14 protein-coding genes and 1 pseudogene are annotated in these 19,421 nt (G+C 58.9%); 5 read left to right on the forward strand and 10 right to left on the reverse strand.

Annotated features, from left to right (window positions below):
* Positions 1-63 precede the first annotated feature (63 nt).
* The 4 genes from QSK43_RS13615 (at position 64) to QSK43_RS13630 (ending at position 6,615) form a co-directional block, all read left to right on the forward strand.
* Positions 64-1,788: a glycerol-3-phosphate dehydrogenase/oxidase gene (locus QSK43_RS13615; protein ID WP_332303862.1), complete on the forward strand. Its 1,725-nt coding sequence runs from the start codon at positions 64-66 to the stop codon at positions 1,786-1,788.
* Positions 1,785-2,633, forward strand: a complete 849-nt coding sequence (locus QSK43_RS13620) for a class I fructose-bisphosphate aldolase (protein ID WP_332303863.1) — start codon at positions 1,785-1,787, stop codon at positions 2,631-2,633. Before QSK43_RS13615 ends, QSK43_RS13620 begins: the two co-directional genes overlap by 4 nt.
* A complete protein-coding gene (locus tag QSK43_RS13625; protein ID WP_332303864.1) occupies positions 2,626-4,122 on the forward strand; it encodes an FGGY-family carbohydrate kinase in 1,497 nt (498 codons plus the stop codon). The genes QSK43_RS13620 and QSK43_RS13625 overlap by 8 nt, the downstream gene beginning before the upstream one ends.
* A gap of 288 nt (positions 4,123-4,410) precedes the next feature.
* Entirely contained in the window at positions 4,411-6,615 is a 2,205-nt protein-coding gene (locus QSK43_RS13630) for a methyl-accepting chemotaxis protein (protein WP_332303865.1), read from the forward strand.
* A gap of 37 nt (positions 6,616-6,652) precedes the next feature.
* Here the strand turns inward: QSK43_RS13630 and QSK43_RS13635 are convergent, their stop codons facing one another.
* On the reverse strand, positions 6,653-7,597 hold the full coding sequence (locus QSK43_RS13635; RefSeq protein ID WP_332303866.1) for a bifunctional helix-turn-helix transcriptional regulator/GNAT family N-acetyltransferase: 945 nt from the start codon (positions 7,595-7,597) through the stop codon (positions 6,653-6,655).
* Between the two features lie 232 nt (positions 7,598-7,829).
* On the opposite strand from QSK43_RS13635, the gene QSK43_RS13640 reads away from it, so the two are divergent.
* Positions 7,830-8,168 carry a hypothetical protein gene (locus QSK43_RS13640; RefSeq protein ID WP_332303867.1) on the forward strand — a complete coding sequence of 113 codons (339 nt, stop codon included), beginning with the start codon at positions 7,830-7,832 and terminating at the stop codon, positions 8,166-8,168.
* Between the two features lie 42 nt (positions 8,169-8,210).
* Here the strand turns inward: QSK43_RS13640 and QSK43_RS13645 are convergent, their stop codons facing one another.
* The 9 genes and pseudogenes from QSK43_RS13645 to QSK43_RS13685 form a co-directional block, all read right to left on the reverse strand.
* Entirely contained in the window at positions 8,211-9,359 is a 1,149-nt protein-coding gene (locus QSK43_RS13645) for an alpha-hydroxy acid oxidase (RefSeq protein ID WP_332303868.1), read from the reverse strand.
* Between the two features lie 158 nt (positions 9,360-9,517).
* A pseudogene (locus tag QSK43_RS13650) lies at positions 9,518-11,137 on the reverse strand (acyltransferase); the annotation flags it as partial.
* The gene (locus tag QSK43_RS13655) at positions 11,134-13,008 is read right to left on the reverse strand and encodes a DUF2264 domain-containing protein (RefSeq protein ID WP_332303870.1); all 1,875 of its coding nucleotides are present in this window, start codon (positions 13,006-13,008) and stop codon (positions 11,134-11,136) included. The gene QSK43_RS13655 and the pseudogene QSK43_RS13650, both read right to left, overlap by 4 nt.
* A 69-nt stretch (positions 13,009-13,077) precedes the next feature.
* The gene (locus QSK43_RS13660) at positions 13,078-14,358 is read right to left on the reverse strand and encodes an ABC transporter substrate-binding protein (protein WP_442967832.1); all 1,281 of its coding nucleotides are present in this window, start codon (positions 14,356-14,358) and stop codon (positions 13,078-13,080) included.
* 48 nt (positions 14,359-14,406) lie between these two features.
* On the reverse strand, positions 14,407-15,111 hold the full coding sequence (locus QSK43_RS13665; RefSeq protein ID WP_332303871.1) for a DUF624 domain-containing protein: 705 nt from the start codon (positions 15,109-15,111) through the stop codon (positions 14,407-14,409).
* Between the two features lie 19 nt (positions 15,112-15,130).
* Entirely contained in the window at positions 15,131-16,240 is a 1,110-nt protein-coding gene (locus QSK43_RS13670) for an ABC transporter ATP-binding protein (protein ID WP_332303872.1), read from the reverse strand.
* A 13-nt stretch (positions 16,241-16,253) separates the two neighbouring features.
* Positions 16,254-17,426, reverse strand: coding sequence for a glycoside hydrolase family 88 protein (locus QSK43_RS13675; protein WP_332303873.1), 1,173 nt, complete (start codon positions 17,424-17,426; stop codon positions 16,254-16,256).
* 4 nt (positions 17,427-17,430) lie between these two features.
* Positions 17,431-18,267: a carbohydrate ABC transporter permease gene (locus tag QSK43_RS13680; RefSeq protein WP_045016262.1), complete on the reverse strand. Its 837-nt coding sequence runs from the start codon at positions 18,265-18,267 to the stop codon at positions 17,431-17,433.
* A gap of 3 nt (positions 18,268-18,270) precedes the next feature.
* Entirely contained in the window at positions 18,271-19,200 is a 930-nt protein-coding gene (locus tag QSK43_RS13685) for a carbohydrate ABC transporter permease (protein ID WP_442967838.1), read from the reverse strand.
* Positions 19,201-19,421 lie beyond the last annotated feature (221 nt).

The following is a 19,421-nucleotide window of genomic DNA, read 5'->3' on the forward strand; positions in this document are numbered from 1 at the left end:
TATGTCGCTTTAAATGGTCAACAACATTGGGACGTTGGTATTTAGCCAGCGAACGGTATTTCTATGCCCAGTTTTCGCGAGGACGCTCTCCGCCGCATCCGGCAAGATGGTGATTTCGACGCCGTCGTCATCGGCGGCGGCATCAATGGCATCGCCGCCTACCGCGATCTTGCCCTGCAGGGGCTGCGGGTGCTTCTGGTCGAGCGCAACGATTTCTCCTCCGGCTGCAGCGCCGCGCCCTCGCGCATGATCCATGGCGGCCTGCGTTATCTCGAAAACGGTGAATTCGGCCTCGTGGCGGAATCATTGCGGGAGCGCGATGCGCTTCTGACACTCGCGCCGCATATGGTTCATCCGCTGCCGACGACGATCCCTATTTTTTCGACGTTCAGCGGCCTGTTCAATGCGGCGGCCACCTTTGTCGGGTCCGGCGGTAAACCCGCCAGCCGAGGTGCGCTCGCCATCAAGGCGGGTCTGATGCTCTATGACTTCGTCACCCGCAGAAACCGCATCCTGCCCCGCCACGAATTCCGCAGCGCGCGCAAGACCTTGCAGCGCTGGCCGGGCCTGACGCCTGACATCAGATATTCGGCAACCTATTACGATGCGTGGATAAGCCAGCCCGAACGGCTTGCGCTGGAGCTTCTGATCGACACCCGGTCCGATGCGCCGCAAAGTATTGCGCTGAACTATGCCGAACTTATCCGCCTTGGCGACCACTATCATCTTAAGGTCGAGGGTACGGACGAAACCTTCCCCATCCAGCCACGCATCATCGTCAATGCGACGGGCGCCTGGATCGATGAGACGATCGGCACGCTGACTGCTGCCCCGGCTGCGGACAAAGCAAAGCCGACCGTTTCCGGCACCAAGGGATCGCATCTGATCCTCGCCAACGCGGCGCTCCTCAAGGCTCTGGACGGCCATATGATTTTTTTCGAGAATGCCGACAACCGCGTCTGCATCCTTTTTCCTTATCTCGGCCGCGTTCTTGCGGGCTCGACAGATATCAAGGTGGATCGTCCCGAACGGGTGCGGTGCGAGCCGGGGGAGCGTGACTATATCCTTGAGGCCATCCGCCAGGTCTTTCCGCAGATTGCGATCGGCCAGTCTGACATTGTCTTCAGTTTCAGCGGCATACGCCCCCTGCCGCGCAGCGATGCCGCCTTCACCGGAAGAATATCCCGCAGTCATTTCATCCATCGCGTCGAGGGCAACCCGCCGCAGCTCTGCATGATCGGCGGCAAGTGGACGACGTTCAGAGCTTTTGGCGAACAGGTGACTGACGAGGTTCTGGCCTTTCTCGGACGCAAACGGCTGACCGGCACCATGAACCGCCCGATCGGCGGCGGCAGGAATTTCCCCACCGGTGCCGGACGCCTGCCGGCCCTGCTGTCGGAGGAGTTTTCACTCAGCAAAGACCGGGCGGAACATCTGGCATCGGCCTACGGTTCACGCGCGCTCGAATTGATGAGCTTTTGCCGGGGCCGCGCGGATGACACGCCGCTTTGCGAAAAGCTGCCGATCACGGCCGCAGAGGTGGTCTGGCTGATCCGGGCCGAACATGTGCGGCACCTGACCGATCTCATCCTGCGACGCACGACGCTCGCCATCACCGGCGTGATCGATGCCGAGTTGATTCACGCGATCCTCGATGTCACGGCGCGCGAGCTGGGCTGGGCGTCACAGAGGGCGGCAGAGGAGCGGCAGCGGCTCATGGATGAACTCGAGACCTTTTATGGGGTCACGGCGGCAATGCTTCAACACAGATGCAAGGAGAATGCATGATGATCCGAGTTTCGAAAAAGGCGCGCATGAACCGGCTGTTCCGCAATGGCGGATGCCTGGATGTGGCCATCGATCACGGGGTTTGCAACGAGCCGAGCTTCCTCGTCGGGCTGGAGGATATGGCGCAAATTGTCGACAGATTGGTAGAAGCAGGTCCCGACGCCATCCAGATGGCCTATGGGCAGGCCGACCTGTTGCAGCAAAGACCTGACCGCGACAAGCCGGCGCTGGTCATGCGTATCGATATGGGCAATCCCTATAATTCCACACGCCACAGAACCATGTGGTCGCAGCTTCAGAACTATGACGATCCGATCATCGGCGCGCTGGAGATGGACGCGGCCTGCGTCGTCGTCAATCTGTTCATGCTGCCGGACGAGCCGGACCTGTTTCGTCAATGCGTCGAGAATATCAGCCGCGTGCGCGCCGATTGCCATCGTTACGGCATGCCGCTGATGATCGAGCCGCTGGTGATGCTGCCCAATGACGTGCGCGGCGGTTATCAGGTCGATGGCGACGCCGAAAAGATCGTCACGCTGGTACGTCTTGCCTCGGAAATGGGAGCCGATATCATCAAGGCCGATCCCACCAGCGATCCGCATGATTTTCACAAGGTGGTCGAGGCCGCGCGGTGCCCGGTGCTGGTGAGGGGCGGGGGGCGTGAGGACTTGCGCAACGTGCTGGCGAAATCGGCGGCTCTGGTGGCCGAGGGCGCGAACGGGATGGTTTATGGGCGCAACATCTACCAGCATGACAACCCCAAGGCCGTTGTCGCGGCTTTGATGGCCATCATCCATCAGGGTGCGGGTGGCGAGGAAGCATGGGATATCTATAATCGTGGCTGATAAAAATCACATATTGGGTCTGGATGTTGGCAACACGGTGATCAAGGCCGTGCTGTTCGACACGGCGGGCCGGCAGGTCGCGCAACATGCCATTGACGGTCATTCGACATTTCCCCAGCCGGGTTACGTCGAGCGCGATCTCGAGGAATTGTGGCGGAACGGATGCGAGGCGATCCGCCAGCTTCTGGTAAAATCGTCGGTCGATCCCCGGAGCATTTTGGCGGTGGGCTGTGCGGGTCATGGCAACGGCCTTTACCTTCTCGACAAGGAGCAGCAGCCCCTGATCGGCATCCAGTCGCTCGACAGCCGCGCGGCCGATGTGGCGGCGGAGCTTGACAGGAAAAGCGGAGCGCAATTGCAGAACCGTTGCCTGCAAAGGCCATGGCCTGCACAGACGCCGAGCCTGCTGGCCTGGGTTAAACGACATGCACCCGATATGTACGCTCAGATCGGAACCGTCCTGTTCTGCAAGGATTTCGTCAATTTCCGCCTGACGGGTAGTCTTGCAAATGACATCTCCGACCTCAGCGGCGCGGGGCTGCTTGCCTTCCCGGAAGCGCTGCTCGACCGGGAACTCCTGTCGCTCTATGGACTTGAAGATGCAATTGCCTTTTTCCCGCGCTTGGTGGAATCGGCGGATATCGTCGGCCGCGTCACAGCCGAGGCTTCGGGTCCGACGGGGCTTTCCGAAGGTACGCCCGTCATCGGCGGTTTCTTCGATGTCGTCTCCAGTGCCATGGGATCGGGCGTCATCAATGCCGGGGAGGCATCCATCATCGCGGGTACCTGGAGCATCAATCAGGTTTTTGCGGACAAGCCGGTCGTCAGCCCCGATGTCTTCATGGTCACCACCTTCGGCCGTAACCGCTATGTCAATATAGAATCCAGCGCCACCTCCGCCGCCAATCTCGAATGGTACGTGCATCGCGTTCGCGGCGACCATGGTGACCATGCCTTCGAGCGTTGCAACGAACTGGTCGGCTCCGTCACACAACGCGCCGACGATCCGTTCTTCCACCCGTTTATTTTCGGCTCACGGCTGGGTGCGGAATTTCGTGGTGGTTTTTACGGTCTGGCCGGATGGCATGGCGAAGGTCATATGCTGAGAGCCCTGTTCGAGGGTGTGTGTTTCGAACACCGCCGCCATATCGGCGTCCTGCGTGAAGCGGGGCTGCCGGTCGACGGCGCCGTGATGTCCGGTGGCGGTTCCCGCAGCCAGCACTGGCCGCAGATCATGGCGGATGTTCTGGAAATTCCCCTGCGTGTCGCGGAGGCCCGGGAGACCGGCGCGCTCGGTGCGGCCATCGGCGCTGCCGTGGCGATCGGTCTCTATCCCGGCTATGAAGAGGCGGTCGCGGCGATGACGCGTGTGGCAAGCGCCTACACACCGGATCCAGGGCAAATCCCGCATTATCGGCGGCGTTACGGCCTCTACACACAATTGACGGACCAGTTGCGCGGCTTCTGGAACGCTCTGCGTCTACAGTAATAAAGGCTTCCCATTTTGCGGTTCAGCGGTGCGCAATCATGCGCATCGCATCGACGGTGGGTTGCCTATAATATGAATGGTTTTATCCGAATATCGCATAATATACTGTATATGATGAAATATTAAGGTTCTATAATGAATTGCTGTTTAATTTGTCTAGTTAAATATATGATCTAAAGTAATTTTTAAGTATAGCTTCATAATATTGTCTACCTGGCCGGTCGCTGACAGTTTCGGGGCATCCGCAACGGCCTCAGCCGTCGCGGCAGGATTTTTTGGGGGGTGGACATGCTATTTAAATCGACTACGGGCCGGAATATCTTTGCAGTTGCCGCGTGCGGTGTCGTTGCAACGATCGCGGCTTCGGCCGTGCTGTTTTATCGGTCCTTTGAGGATACGAGGGTCAGCAGCATTGAGCGTATGCGGCAGATCGCCCAGGCCGAAGCCTTGACGACTGAGAAGAATATCGGCGGCACGATCCATATCGTAAATAGTCTCGCTTCGGTTCTGGAATCGATGAAGCAGACAGGCGACGCCGATCGGGGCAAGGCCGATCAGCTTATCCGGCACATGCTGGTAAACAATCCCGATGTGCTTGGCCTTTGGACTGGATGGGAGCCAAACGCGTTCGACGGCAAGGATGCGGACTTCGCCAACAGGGAGGGAAATGATGCGACCGGTCGTTACGTGCCCTATTGGGTGCGCAGCGGTGACAAAATAAGCAACACCGCGTTGACGGATTATACCACCGCAGGTCCGGGCGACTATTATCAATTGCCCTTCACACTGAAGAAAACAGTTGTCATCGAACCCTATTCCTATGCGATCGATGGCAAGGAGGTTCTCATAACCTCGGTCGCCAAGCCGGTTGTCGTCGATGGCAAAACGCTGGGGGTCGCCGGCCTCGATCTGTCGCTGGCGGAAACGAACAGGGCGCTGTCGACCGTCCGGCCGATGGGAACGGGCTTCGTGAGCCTCATCAGTGGAGGCGGCAAGATCATCAGTCATCCCGATGCGTCGATAATGGGGAAAAATCTCGCAGATGGCGGCACGCAGACCTCGGGCTGGGATCAACTGATCGCCAATCCCGGTACAGAGCGGGAAATGACGGCGCAGGACGGAACGGTTTCCCTTGTCATCGCCTTGCCGGTCATGCTCACCGGCGACATGAAATGGTATGCAATCGTCTCGGTGCCGGAAGACACCGTCTTTGCGCAGCTGCATGCGATGATGCGCGACGCCGCCTTGACAATCGTGACGGCGGCCGTGCTGCTGGCGCTGGCCGGCTGGTTTATTGCGCGGCGGTTCATCAACCGCATCGCCAACGTCATCGATGAAACCGCCCAGATCGCTCAGGGAAATCTGGAACTGACGCTGAAGGATATAGAGACCAGGGATGAGATCGGTGATCTTGCCCGCTCGCTTGACGTTCTGCGCGAAAGCAATCGTGAAAAGGCCTCGCTGGAGCGGGAAGCGGAGGCCAACCGCACTCTTGGCGAAGAGGAGCGTGTGGCCCGCGAACGCAAGGCTGCCGATGAGGCGAGCGGCACCCGGTTCGCCGTCGACAGTCTGGCCTATGCGCTGGCCAGGCTTGCGGATGGCGATGTGTCCTGCCGTATCGAGGATCCTTTTGTCGAGCAGTTCGATGCCGTACGCAACGATTTCAACGGATCGGCCGGGAAATTGCAGCGCGCTCTTTTGCGGGTATCGGACAACGCCTCCGGCATCGATGCCGGTGCCAATGAAATCAAGTCGGCGTCGGATGATCTGGCAAGGCGAACGGAGCAACAGGCCGCTGCCGTGGAGGAAACCGCCGCAGCCCTTGAAGAGATCACGATAACGGTGAAAGACGCCGCGAACCGGGCGCATGAGGCGGGCCGGCTTGTCTCGCGTACACGCATCGGCGCGGAACGATCTGGCGAGGTCGTGCGTCAGGCGGTGATCGCGATGGAGCGGATCGAAAAATCGTCGAGCGAGATTTTCAACATCATCGGCGTGATCGACGAGATCGCTTTCCAGACGAATTTGCTGGCGCTCAATGCCGGCGTGGAAGCGGCGCGTGCCGGTGAGGCTGGCAAGGGTTTCGCCGTGGTGGCGCAGGAGGTGCGCGAACTTGCGCAACGCTCCGCCGGTGCGGCGAAGGAAATCAAGTCGCTGATCACCAAATCCAACCAGCAGGTCGAAGAGGGCGTGCATCTGGTTGGCGATACCGGCAAGGCGCTCGATGTGATCGTTGCCGAAGTGCAGGAGATCAACCAGCACGTCGCCGCGATCGTGGAATCCGCCCAGGAGCAGTCATCCGGCCTCCAGCAGATCAACATGGCCGTCAACCAGATGGATCAGGACACGCAGAAAAACGCCGCGATGGTCGAGCAAATGACCGCCGCAAGCCACAATCTGGCAGGGGAGGTCGATGCGCTGAACCGGCTGCTCGGCCAGTTTGAGCTGGGCTCGGGCACCGGCGCTCATCGCGGGGTTCTCGAGGCGGCCTGATCGGCCGCCCCGAAGTCCAGTTCGCCTTCTGATGGGTTCAGCCCATCGGGAGGCGCCTGACGAAGCGCTGTTCCAGAACCTCGCTTCCCCACTGACTGCCCGGACGTTGCTCGACGCATGCGAAACCATGGGTCTCGTAAAGATGCCGTGCCGCTGCAAGGCCGTTGAACGTCCACAGATGGGTTTCGGTAAAGGCCTTCTCATCCGCGAAGGCGAGGGCGGTCGTCAACAGCCTGCGACCAACGCCTCCTCCGCGCACGCCATCATCGACGATGAACCAGCGTAGATGCGCAGCTCCCGGTCCAAGGTCCTCACCGTCGATTGCCACCGAGCCGATGATGTCCTCACCCCGCATCGCGACCCAGATCGCATTTTGCGGGTTTTCGAGCCGATTGCAAAAGGAGGCGAGACCTTCGGCAACAACGGATTCGAAACGCTGGCCGAAACCTGATGTCCGGGCGTAATACAGCGCATGCATCTGTGTGATGCGGGCAATGAGGCCCGGCCTGTAACCTTCGGTGATCTCGATTGCGGGAGCCGCGGCATTGGGTCTGTCTCCCAGCGCGTCAGTGTAAAGGCGAAGTCCTTCGAGGATTGTTCGGCCGTCCGCAGGCGCGAGCCGCGTCAGAGCGTTCGATACCTGCCGGTTTGCAAAGGCGTGAATGGCGCCAACCCGCTCCTGCCCTCGCCCGGCCAGCCGTAGCCGCTTGATGCGGCTATCCTCTTCGTCCGTCTCTTCCAGAACGTCGCCCGACAGGACGAGTTTGCGAAGCATGCGGCTGATGCTCGATTTTTCAAGCCGAAGCAGCTTCCCAAGGTCACGCGCTGTGATGCCCGGAAGCGTCTCGATCTCGATCAGGGCATGCACAGCGGAGGGCGGCAAATCGGTGCCGGCGAAATCTCCGCCCATAAAACCGAGTTCGCGGACAAGCCGGCGGGAGGTGGAGCGGATATCGTTTATGGGAAAAGGTTGTTCAGACATGCCAAATCCATATGGTTGCATCTTACAACCATAATCATGTCAATGGAGCTTGCCAAGATTGCCGGCGCGAAAAAAGTCGGTTTTCAACGCGAAAGCTGCGGCATCTATTATGGAGCAACGGAATATGATGGCTAAAGTCGATACCGCCGATAATGGGACAACCCTTTAAACTCGCTCTTGCGGTGATTGCAGGATCATTTGCCGCAGATGATTAGTCGGCTATAGGATGGATATGCGCGATACGCCCCGATTTTTCCGCTATGCCATTTTAGCCGCGATGTTCCCGGTCGCAGCCCTCGGTATCGTGGGAACACCGAACGAATATCGCGCTATCGGCATCGAGGCCGTTGATTGTGACGGGCCAATGTCCGTTCTGATCGCCGCCGTGCCGGCACTTGTGGTCTATGCGCTTGTTGGCTGGACGTTTCTTTCCGGGGGCAAACGCGGCCGTTCCCTGATTTCAGGCGGCGTTTGCGGGCTGATTTGTCTGGCACTTGTCTGGAGCATTGGCGCGGCACTGCAGGAACAGCGGAGAAATACGGCTGAAATGACCTGTGATTCCCGATTGTGACGATGCCTTGAATCGCAGGTCTGGAGCGAGATTTCGGACGGATTAGTCGCGGAACCGCAGGTTCCGGCGTGTCAGCTGGTCTACGGTGGTGCAGCCCATCAGTTTCATGCCGCGCTCGATTTCGATGCGCATCTGCTCGAGCGCCCGCTCAACACCGGCCTGTCCGGCCGCCGCGAGTGGGAAAAGGTAATAACGGCCGAGACCAACGGCTTTCGCTCCCAGAGACAGGGCCTTGAGGACGTGCGTTCCACGTTGCACGCCACCATCCATCATCACGTCGATCCGGTCACCGACCGCATCGACGATCTCGGCCAGTTGATCGAAGGCGCTGCGCGAACCGTCTAGCTGGCGACCGCCATGATTGGAGAGCACGATGCCACTGCAACCGATCTCGACGGCGCGTCTGGCGTCGTCCACGGACATGATACCCTTCACGCAGAACGGCCCGCCCCATTCGCGCACCATCTGCGCCACATCGTCCCAGTTCATGGAAGGGTCGAGCATTTCGGTAAAATAGCGGCTGATGGAAAGCGCACCGCCGTCCATTTTAATGTGGCCGTCGAGCTGTGGCAGACTGAAGCGCTCATGCCGCAGATAGTTGATCCCCCAGGCCGGCTTGATGGCGAATTGGGCGAGGCCGGAAAGATTGAGTTTGAACGGAATGGCAAAGCCGGTGCGTTTGTCGCGCTCCCGATTTCCGCCCGTGATGCTGTCCACCGTCAGCATCATCGTCTGCACACCGGCGCTCTTGGCGCGCGCCATCATATCGCGGTTGAGGCCGCGATCCTTGTGAAAATAGAACTGATAGACCTGTGGGCCGCCGCTGATCCGGCGCGCTTCCTCCAGGCTGGTGGTGCCGAGGGAGGAGACGCCGAACATCGTGCCGTATTTTCCGGCCGCCGCAGCCACCGCCCGTTCCCCCTGATGGTGGAAGAGACGTTGAAGGGCCGTCGGGGAACAATAGACCGGCATCGACAGCTTCTGCCCCATGACGGTGACAGACATGTCCACATCGGCTACGCCCCGCAGGACATCGGGAACGAGATCGCAATTCTCAAAGGCGACCGTGTTTCGCCGGTACGTCACCTCGTCGTCGGCAGCGCCATCTATGTAGTTGAAGATCGGTCCGGGAAGACGCTGTTTTGCCATGCGGCGAAAATCGTGGAAATTGTAGCAGTCTTTAAGTTGCATCTGTTACTCGACCGGTCCGGTTTGAAAGCTCTCGAAAGATGGTCCGAAACCTATACCGGGGATTTCGGGCGGGCAATCGTGCCTTCGACGATTTCCGCACTGTCCGAGAGGCGGTCCGAGGGTAAAGCGGAGTGCGGATGTGCACCTGACGGCATTCATGGCGAAAAACGATGGACGCCCCGTGGCCTGAACGGCAGGAGCTGTTCGGCATCGAGGAGCTTCGCCGCCAGCCAGATGACCGACATCCACATTTCAGTGCCCTGAAGTCCGGGCGGATGTCCTTCAGCGAAGGCAAATCCCCTGTCTTTTTTCCACCGCCCACTGTTTCTCGTGAGAATTTCGCGGGCGATCTTTTTCGCCTCGTCCCGTCGGTGATCCGTCTGTTTCAGGCACAGCAGAAGGGGGTGGATCGTATCGAGAAGGTTGCAGGCATTAAAATCCTCGCCATGAAAACCGGCATGGGCGCGATAGTTGGCGATGACGGAGTCTATCGCCGCTTCCGGATAGGGAAGAGGCAGGTCGAACTGGGCATATGAACCGCGCGTAAGCCGGTAAAAGCCGTTGACGGGTTGAAGCAGGCCCTGTCCTGATGTCGGCATGCCCCAGAGACCGGTGGTTTTATCCGCATGCACTGCCAGCCAGCCGAAAAGAGTGTGGCGGTTACTGCCCGATGTGAAATAGCGGCCGTTGAAGTAAAGCGCCGTGGCGACGGCATCGACGGTCGCGCCGCAATGCCATGCGCGGTTTTGCCAGGGCAGGCCCTCCAGCAGAAGGGTAAGCGCATCCGCGTTTATATCCTCCACGAAAGCGATCGGTCGTTGCGGTGCGGCATCGAAACATTCGAGGGCGTATCCAACGGCCAGAATATTGTAGAGGATTTCGGGATCCTGTTCGGGAGGCAAGGAGCGGGGATGGCCGGCGGCGAAAAAAAGTCCTGTCCGTTCGTCTTGCATGCGCTGAAGGCCGGCGACGGTTGTTTGAACGTCGAAAACCGTTCGTTCCTGACCGAAAGCCGCTGCGATCTCGATGGCGTCGCATAGATGCCGGGTGCTTTCAACAATTTGCCCAGAGGCGTCGGGCGAACGGTAGAGACCGTCCACGCGGCAGGAGTCGATTGCGGAAAGCCAGCCTTCGGTGATTTCCTTGCCGAGTTCCAGCAGCAGGTCGTCGATCTCTAGTGGGGAATGCGCCTTTGTCTTATCTGTGCGGTATCGCAGGACCCGCGCAGGAACGCCGCCGGCAACGGCCATGGGGGGAATGTTCTTCGTCACCACGGCACCTGCCGCAATGATGGCTCCGCGCCCTATTTTAACGCCGTCCAGCACGGCGGCATTGGCGCCGATCCACACATCGTCGCCGATTTCTATGCCGAGCGACGTCAATGGCTGGCGATGGATGGGGGTCTCGGTATCATCGAAACCGTGGTTGAAGCCGACAATGCTGACATGCGATGCGATGCGCGCACCGTTTCCGATCTTCACCTTGCCGGAAAGGCAGGCATAGGGGTTGATCGAGACGTTGTCGCCAAGCTCGATGTCGCCCCGCACGATTGCGTAACCGGCAATCCATGACTGCGCACCCATGAGCAGCCTGTCGGTATGCACCTCGGCTTTAGCGGCAATATAGATACCCTGCGCGAAAGTGGCGTTGGCCGAGCTCTCGAGGCCGCGCAGTCGCGCCTGATGGTCGGGACTGTCGATATCCTCCTGCTTCCTCTCCCAGGTCAGGATGTTTAGTCGACCAGAGTTTTCGGAGGTAATCGGCGTGTTGCCTTTCATCGCAGCCGGCCCACATGGTTTTCCTCGAGAGCATGGGCCGGTACCCGGCGCCCCTCCCGCTTGAACATGTCTTCCAGACTGGCGAGATCGGGAACATCGGGCAATGCCGCCAACCCCGCTTCCGCCGCCTCGCCGGCGGGCAGCGCCATGGACGCCGTCACCAGAAGCGTCTCGCCTGATAGAACTGTGCCGCGCAATTGCGGGACAAGGGTTCTTGCGTGAAGGAGATTGGTGTTGGCGATCGCCTGATGGCACACGCCGTCGCGCCGGATGCCGACTGAGAGATCAACTATGGCGCTGGTGTCGCCTTGTCCGTAACAGATCGCGAGACCCTGCCCAGCTTCGGTTAGATCGCGGTTGAAATCTGCGCGAACGATGGCAAATCCGCCTTCGGACGTGTGCAGTGCGCGAGGGGTCCGGAGCCGGTGAAACCTGAGATGCCAAGGGTTGCGCGGAACGAGCCACGTTTCGATTTCGACGTCCGCCCACGGTCGCCAGCGCGAATAGAGGCAGTCTTGCGCGATCAATGCCTCCTCCATCGTTTCACGCGTGCGGAAATGAACGCCGTCGTCGGAAAGGCCAAGTATGCCATCGAAACTCGCGGCGGCAAAATGCCGGTCGTCCGCCTCGACATTAAAGGCATAACGGGTGGAATAGACGAATTTCGCATATTTTTCCTGCGCGCCGCGCATTTTGTCATGCTGCTGCCCGGAGGATAAAACGACGACATTGCCCGGTGTGTGGAACGCCACCATGCCTGGCTCCGGCAATGGAACTGGTTCGGCGAACTCTTGCGGTTCCGCCTCCTCGGCCGTCCAGAACGGATGATCGGCCGGCAACGCGAGCGGCAGGAAAAATTTGAGCGCCCAGTAGGGCGAGCAGGGGGAGTTGTAGCTCTCGCTCATCAGCAGGTTCGGATAGCCGTATCCAACTGAGAGGACGCCATCGCGATCCGCGATCGGTCGCTTCGACCACCAGCGGATGTGGCGCATGTAATAACCCTTGATCTGCGGCCAGGGCAGCGCTTCCAGACCGGAAAACGCCAGAGCGCCCCAGAAACCACCCGCCGCAAAACGATACGTCTGGCTGCGCCCGAAAGCGAGCGAGGACCCGTCCGGACCGAACCAGTGGCGCATATCGCTGGCGAAAATGCGGGACCGTTCGAGGAACCGTGTTTTTCGCGTATCGTCACCTTTTGCAAGAACGGTGTAGATCAGGCCGTAAAAATGCATGGCGAAAGGAATGTAATGATCGACCCGGCGGACCGGCCCGTCCCGATACCAGCCGTTTCCGATATCGAAAGCTTCCAGCTCGTCAAGATAGGTCCGGGTCTTGGCGCTGTCGAAATTCACACCAGCCCGTTCCAGCCCGAGATCGATCAGGACACGGAAGAATTTCCAGTTATTGTCGACGAATTCCCGTTCGCGCGCCGCCAGAAGATAGCTGGCGACATTTTGCTTCTCCGCTTCGGCAAGCGGTTCCCAGATGTGTTCGGGAACCATGGCAAGCGCAAACCCAATGGCCGCCAGTTCAACAAGCCGCTGGTTCCGGTCGGACGTATCGCCCCAATATTCGGGGTGAGCCGGATCGGTCCCGTTGGCCAGTCCGCGCCTGTAGAGGTCCCAGTGCGGAAAGGTATACCCGCCCGCAGCAAGCGGAACGATGCCCCACAAAGGCCGGGCAAATCCTTCCAGCTCCGCTGCGGGATAATCGAAAATCGCGCCCGTCGCGCCCAGTCGGACGCGGGCGCCACCTGAGGAAAAACACGCAAGCAGTGGATTGAAAAGATCGATCACGGCCCTTGCGAGGTCGTCTCTGGTCAGGAGGGAATTGTCAAAGAGCGGATTGGCTCGGGCGCTATCGTAAGTCACGGTGATGAATTTCCGGATTCCTGTTCAAGGAGAGGGCCGCAGGCGGAAAAGCCTGCGGCCCTTTGGCTATTATTTGATGGTCTTGACGCCCTCGTTCATGTCCTTGATGCCGTCATCGATCGAAATATTGTCGGTCATCAGCGCGTCATGGACGCGGTTCAGAACGACCTCGATCTTGGCCGCATTCGGATTGACCGCCATTTCCAGATAGGCCTTGCCCGCCTGAAGCGCGTCCTTGCTGCCCTGATCCTGCGGGAAGCCCGGCAGCGACGCGATTTTTTGCGCCACGTCGTCGGTTCTGAGTGCCGGGAACGTGCCGGTGGAGGCGATGATGGCCGCGCCTTCAGGCCCGGTCACGAACTGGATGAAGTCCAGTGCTGCTTCCTTGTGGCCGGAATTCTTGTTGACCGATAGTCCGGCAATCTGCGCCGCCGTCGCGCCTGCCGCCACGCCGTCGGGGTGGGGGAATTTCACGATGCCCCAGTTGGCGCTTTTCGACTCGCCCGACTTCACCTTGGCGATCTGGGTTCCAACGAACCATGTTCCCATCGGCAACATGCCGATCGTTCCGTTGAAGAACAACGCGGAATAATGGGTGTTGGATGTCTTCAGCGAGGCATAGGACGGTATCGCGCCGCTCTTTTGTAGGGCAAGCGCACGCTCATACCAAGGTTTCAGGAATTCATAATTGCCGTCCACCAGCGTGTGTTTGCCATCCTGGATGCCGGGCAGTTGCACTGTCGAGCGCCATGTATGCAAAAGCGCGCCGTAGATGCGGTTTGCGCCCATGCCGCCTTTCAGCTTGCCGGCGATTTCATCGAACTGCGCCCAGCTCATATCGTTGGTGGGGTAGGGCACGCCCGCCTTGTCGAAAATATCCTTGTTGTAATAGACCACCCAGAAATCCGAGCGGAACGGCAGGGCGTAAATCTTGCCGTCGATGGTCAGTTCTTCGATCAGGCCGCCATAGGGTGACGTCTCGATCTTCTGATCCTTGATGAAGCCGCTGAGATCGGTGATGTTGCCGGCGCGCACCAGATTGGCGTAGCCGGGAACGTCCTTGATGGTGACGACGTCAATATCCTTGGAGCCGCCGGTCAACTGCGTGGATATCATCTGCGTGTAATCTTGCGAGCCGAGGTCCACCACCTCGAACGTCACATTCGGATGCTTCTGTTTATAGGCCTCCATCAAGGGCTTGAAGTAAGCGCCCTTATCCAGATCCCACAGCGCCCATTTCAGCGTGACTGGCGCATCGCCTGCGGCAAAAGCCGTTCCTCCCATGCCCATGGCAATGCCGAGACCGGCGGTTGCGAGAGCAAATGCACGTCTGGTTGTTCTAAACTCCATAGCCCGTTTCTCCTTCCCTGACTGATGTCGTTGTCTTCTCGGTATTTTCTAAAGGCCGCTCCCCACCGGCTCGGGCATTCGCCCGTGTTTTTTCGCGACAATATTTCTGGCCGCGAAACACAGGGTGAACATGCCGAGGGAAAAATTGATGGTTGCCGGCATGAACACGGACACCGGATAAAGCAGGATATGCGCGAACCAGAGTGCCGCGACGAAACCGAGCGCCGAAAGCATTGGCAATGGCCTTACCAGCGCAAGAAGCGCCGCCTGCCGCACCGCTGCCAAAAGCTGCAAATCCTGCCTGACCGTGAGAACGGTGGCGTAGGCGCACAGAAGAACGAGAAACAGCGTCACCGCCAGGCTGATCGCAAAAGGCAGGCTGTAGACGAGCTGAAGCCGGGCGGCTCCGGCATAGCTGACGGTCGTATAGGCGCCGGCGCTTATCAGCAGTGCGCCGAGAACAGCAAGAGCGGTTCCGCGAAAGGCAAATTTCCGCAAGGCCTCGAGAAAATCGCGCAACAGATAGGTGTTCTCGTCATTTGAAAAGGAGACGCAGACGCGGGTCATGGCAAACATCGCCGCCGGCATCGTCACCAGCGGCAGGCTGGCGATGAGGAACAGGATATTGAGCTTCACCATCTCCCACCACTCGCGTTTGAGGATATCTAGGAACAGCGTAAGGCCGGTGAGAGGCGGGGCGTTCTTGTCGATCCCGGCTCCTTCCCTGGTCCATAACCGTTCCAGCCATTGCATCGCGTTTCTCCCCGCAGCCTCAGTAGAGGATCGATCGTTCGGTGGCAGGATCGAAAAACTGCGCATTCGTCAGATCCGCCACCAGCTCGACCGGGTCGCCGATCTTCGCCTTGAAGCGCGGCGACACCCGCGCAACGAGGTGCTTGCCGCCGGATAAAAGATTGAGATGCACTTCCGATCCCATTGGCTCCGCCAGTTCCACCGTCGCCTTGAAGGGGGATACATTGGCGGCATCGATATCGGCCGGGGCGAATTCGTGGAAATTTTCCGGGCGAATGCCCAGAATGAGGTCCTTGCCTTCGTAGGGCAGCAGACGCCCGGCAGCGATACCGGCCGGCAAGGGCAGGGAATTGCCGTCGAAGGTGGCGACGAGGCGCTCGCCGTTCCGATGGAGGGTCACAGGAAGCATGTTCATCTGCGGCGCGCCGATGAAACCCGCAACGAACATGTTGATCGGCCGGTCGTAGAGATTTTGCGGCGTATCCACCTGCTGAATATGGCCGTCCTTCATCACCACGATGCGGTCCGCCATCGTCATGGCTTCGACCTGATCGTGGGTGACGTAAATGAAGGTGGCGTCCAGCCGCTTGTGCAGTTTGGAAATTTCCGACCGCATCGTGCCGCGCAGCTTGGCGTCCAGATTGGAAAGCGGCTCATCGAGAAGGAAGACTTCCGGATTGCGCACCATCGCCCGGCCGAGCGCGACACGCTGACGCTGCCCGCCGGACAGCGCCTTAGGTTTGCGGTTCAGCAGATGGGTAATGTCGAGAATTTTCGCCGCTTCCTTCACCTTCGTATCGATGATCTCTCGCGGCGCCCTTCTGAGTTCGAGACCGAAGGCCATGTTCTTGTAGACGGTCATATGGGGATAAAGCGCATAATTCTGGAACACCATGGCGATGTCGCGATCCTTGGAGGGCACGTCATTCATCACGTCCTCGCCGATGCGGAGTTCGCCGCCGGAAATTTCCTCCAGCCCGGCGATCATCCGCAGGGTCGTGGATTTGCCGCATCCGGAAGGGCCAACCAGAATGATGAATTCCTTGTCGGCGATATCGAGATCGATATCGTGAACGACCTTGAGGGCGCCGAAGGTCTTGTTGAGTTTTTTCAGGGAAATGCTTGCCATCTGTTCCTCGCGCTCACCAATAGGAAGACCAGTTGCGCGAAAGTCGGATCAGCGCTTCCAGATAATAATAATCGCCCCATGAGACGCACTCATCGACGCCCTCGCCCCGGCAGGTGTTATGGGCGGTTTTCTTGGAATAGGTGCCGTGCAGAAGCTGTCCGTTGGAGATCGACGGATCCCGCACCGAGTAAATATCCGCCAGGCTCTTCACCATGCGTCCTGCCAGATTTCGGTACTCGTCCGCCTTTTCCGGCGTCTCCAGTTCAGCCATTTCCAGCAAGCCGCAGGCAACGATGGCGGCCGCCGAACTGTCGCGCGGTTCACCGTCGCCATCCGTAAAGATCAGGTCCCAATAGGGTACGAGATCATCGGGCAGGCGTTTCAGGTAAAAGGAGAGAAGCCGCTCGAACGTGTTGCGATAGGCGGACAAGCGCTCGTAGCGATAGGAAATGGCCATGCCGGCGATGCCCCAGGCCTGTCCGCGCGCCCAGTAGCTCTCGTCGCTGTAACCCTGCTTCGTCACTCCGCGCACCGGCGCGCCCGTCTCCGGGTCCATGTAGAATGTATGATAGGTGGAATCGTCCGGCCGGACGGAATGGGCAAGCGTGGTGCGGGCATGGGCAAGTGCGACGGTGCGGTAGTCTTCCCGGCCCGTTTCCCTGCTCGCCCAATAAAGCAGCGGTAGGTTCAAAAGGCAGTCGATGATGTAGCGATATTCATTGGGATTGTCCCTGCGGCCCCAGGCCTGAATGAATTGCCCGACCGGCTGGAACCGTTCCATCAGCTGATCGGCGGCCATCAGCGCCGCGCGCCTGCCATCCTCGTCGCCCACCAGTTTCCATGCGGCGATGCAGGAGGGTGAATAGAGGAACCCCATATCGTGGTGATCGGTCTCGATGCGGTTTTCGATCCGGTGCAGGAAACTCTGTACCTGGATTTGCGCCGCATGCTGAAAAGTCCTGTCGCCGGTGTGTTCGAAGGCGAGCCATATCTGGCCCGGCCAGAAACCGGCGGTCCATTGGTCGTTGGCCACTGCGGGGTAGAAATTTTTCACGCTCGAATGGTTCTGCGCCGCATAGGTGAACTGCGGCAGGTTGCGCCTGACCTGCGCGACGGCGGCCGTGAGTGCGGCGTCGATTTCCGCAGCGGTGATGGGGTTCGGAGCGGTCGTGGTCAAGTCGAGCATGAAATCAACCCTTGATGCCAGTGGAGGCGACGCCTTCGACAAAGAAGCGCTGCAATGCGAGAAAAACGACGAGAACGGGAATGAGGGCGACGACCGAGGCGGCCATGATCAACCCGTATTCCGCCGAATATTGCGAAATGAACATACGCAGGCCGATCTGAATGGTCTTGAGTTCGGTCTTGGTGAGATAGATCATCGGCCCGAGGAAATCGTTCCAGGTCGTGACGAAGGTAAAGATCGTCAATGTGGAAAGCGCCGGCTTGGAGAGCGGCAGCATGATCTTCGCCCATATCTGGTACTCGTTCATGCCGTCGATGCGGGCCGCCTCGCAAAGCTCGTTCGGGATCGACATGTAAAACTGTCGCATCAGAAAGACGCCGAAGGCGGTGAAGGCCTGCAGGAAAATCAGGGCGAGATGGGTGTTGTTGAGCCCGAACTCGCGCATCAGCAGGAATTGCGGCACCATGTAGACCTGCCAGGGCATGGCGATGGTGGCGATATAGCCGAGAAATAGCGTGTTCTTGTAGGGAAAATGCAGCTTGGCGAAGGCATAGGCCGCAAAGCTCGATGTCAACAATTGCAGCAGCGTGACGATGATTGTCAGCTTCGACGTATTGTAGATGAAGAGCGCTAGCGGGATTTTCGTCCAGATTTCAACGTAGTTTTCCCAGCGTGGCTGAGAAGGAATCCACTCGATCGGAAAGGCGAAAACGTCGCGGCTGAGCTTCAGCGACGCCGACAGCATCCATGCGAAGGGCAGCAGCATGATGATGGTGACGATGATCACGGTCAGATAGATGCCGATCGTGGCGGTGGGGATTTTGCGGTCCATGATGCGCATCGATCAATCCTCCCGCTGCCGTTTGAACTGAATGATGGTGACGACGAGGACGAGGAAGAACAGGACGAGGGCGATCATGCTGGAATAGCCGAGATCCCAGGAAATGAAGGCTTCGTTGTAGATGTGGTAGACGAGAACCAGCGTCGAGGTACCCGGCCCGCCCTGCGTGATCATGTAGACCTGATCGAAGACCTTGAAGGACTGGATGGTCAGCATGACGGTGACGAAAAAGGTGGTCGGTGCAAGCTGCGGCAGGGTCACATGGATAAATTTCTGCCACGCATTGGCGCCGTCCAGCCCCGCCGCTTCGTAAAGTTCCGAATTGATGCCCTGAAGACCGGCGAGATAGATGACCATGTAATAACCCATGCTCTTCCACACGCCGAAGAGAATGACCGTTACCATGGCCCAATGCCGGTCCGCCGCCCATCCCGGCATATCGGCGGGATCAAGGCCGAACGTATAGAGCAGCATGTTGACCGGACCCATTTCCGGATTGAAAATCATGTTCCAGACGACGGCGACTGCGACCAGCGACGCGACATAGGGAAAGAACATCGCCGTGCGGAAGAAATTACGGCCGAGGATTTTCTGGTTGAGCAGGATCGCAAGTCCTAGCGCGCAGGCAAGCGTGGCCGGCACGGATGCGACCGTATAGATGACTGTGTTCCAGAAGGCCGCGATAAAGGCCCTGTCTTCGAAAAGCCGCCAGAAATTGTCGAGCCCGGCAAAACGCATCGCATTGGAGCCGTCCCAATGCATGAAGGCCAAAGCGAAGGCGAAGATAATGGGGCCGAGCGTAAAAATCGCGAAGCCGAGGAAATTGGGCGCAATGAAGGAATAGGCAACGAGCGCATTTTCGATTCTGCGCCGCCGTTTGGAGACGATGCGGACTTTTTTCTTCCGATACGGTGCTGCCTGCTTGTCGGACATGGTCGCGGTTGCGATTGCCACAGCCTACCTCCCATTGCTGCCGTTCCACCGCATCATCGGTGCCAGCTGCGTTTTCCATCGCGGCTAGGGGTCTTCACCTTGCCGCCTCCCGCGCTCTGGATAACACAATATCGATATTGGTCAAACAACTTTGCATAAAGTCAGACAAATTTTCTGGTTTTTTGAAAATACGTATGATAGGAGCCGAATATCGGATTGCA

This window comes from Rhizobium sp. GR12 (assembly GCF_036596185.1).
Lineage (GTDB): Bacteria > Pseudomonadota > Alphaproteobacteria > Rhizobiales > Rhizobiaceae > Agrobacterium > Agrobacterium nepotum.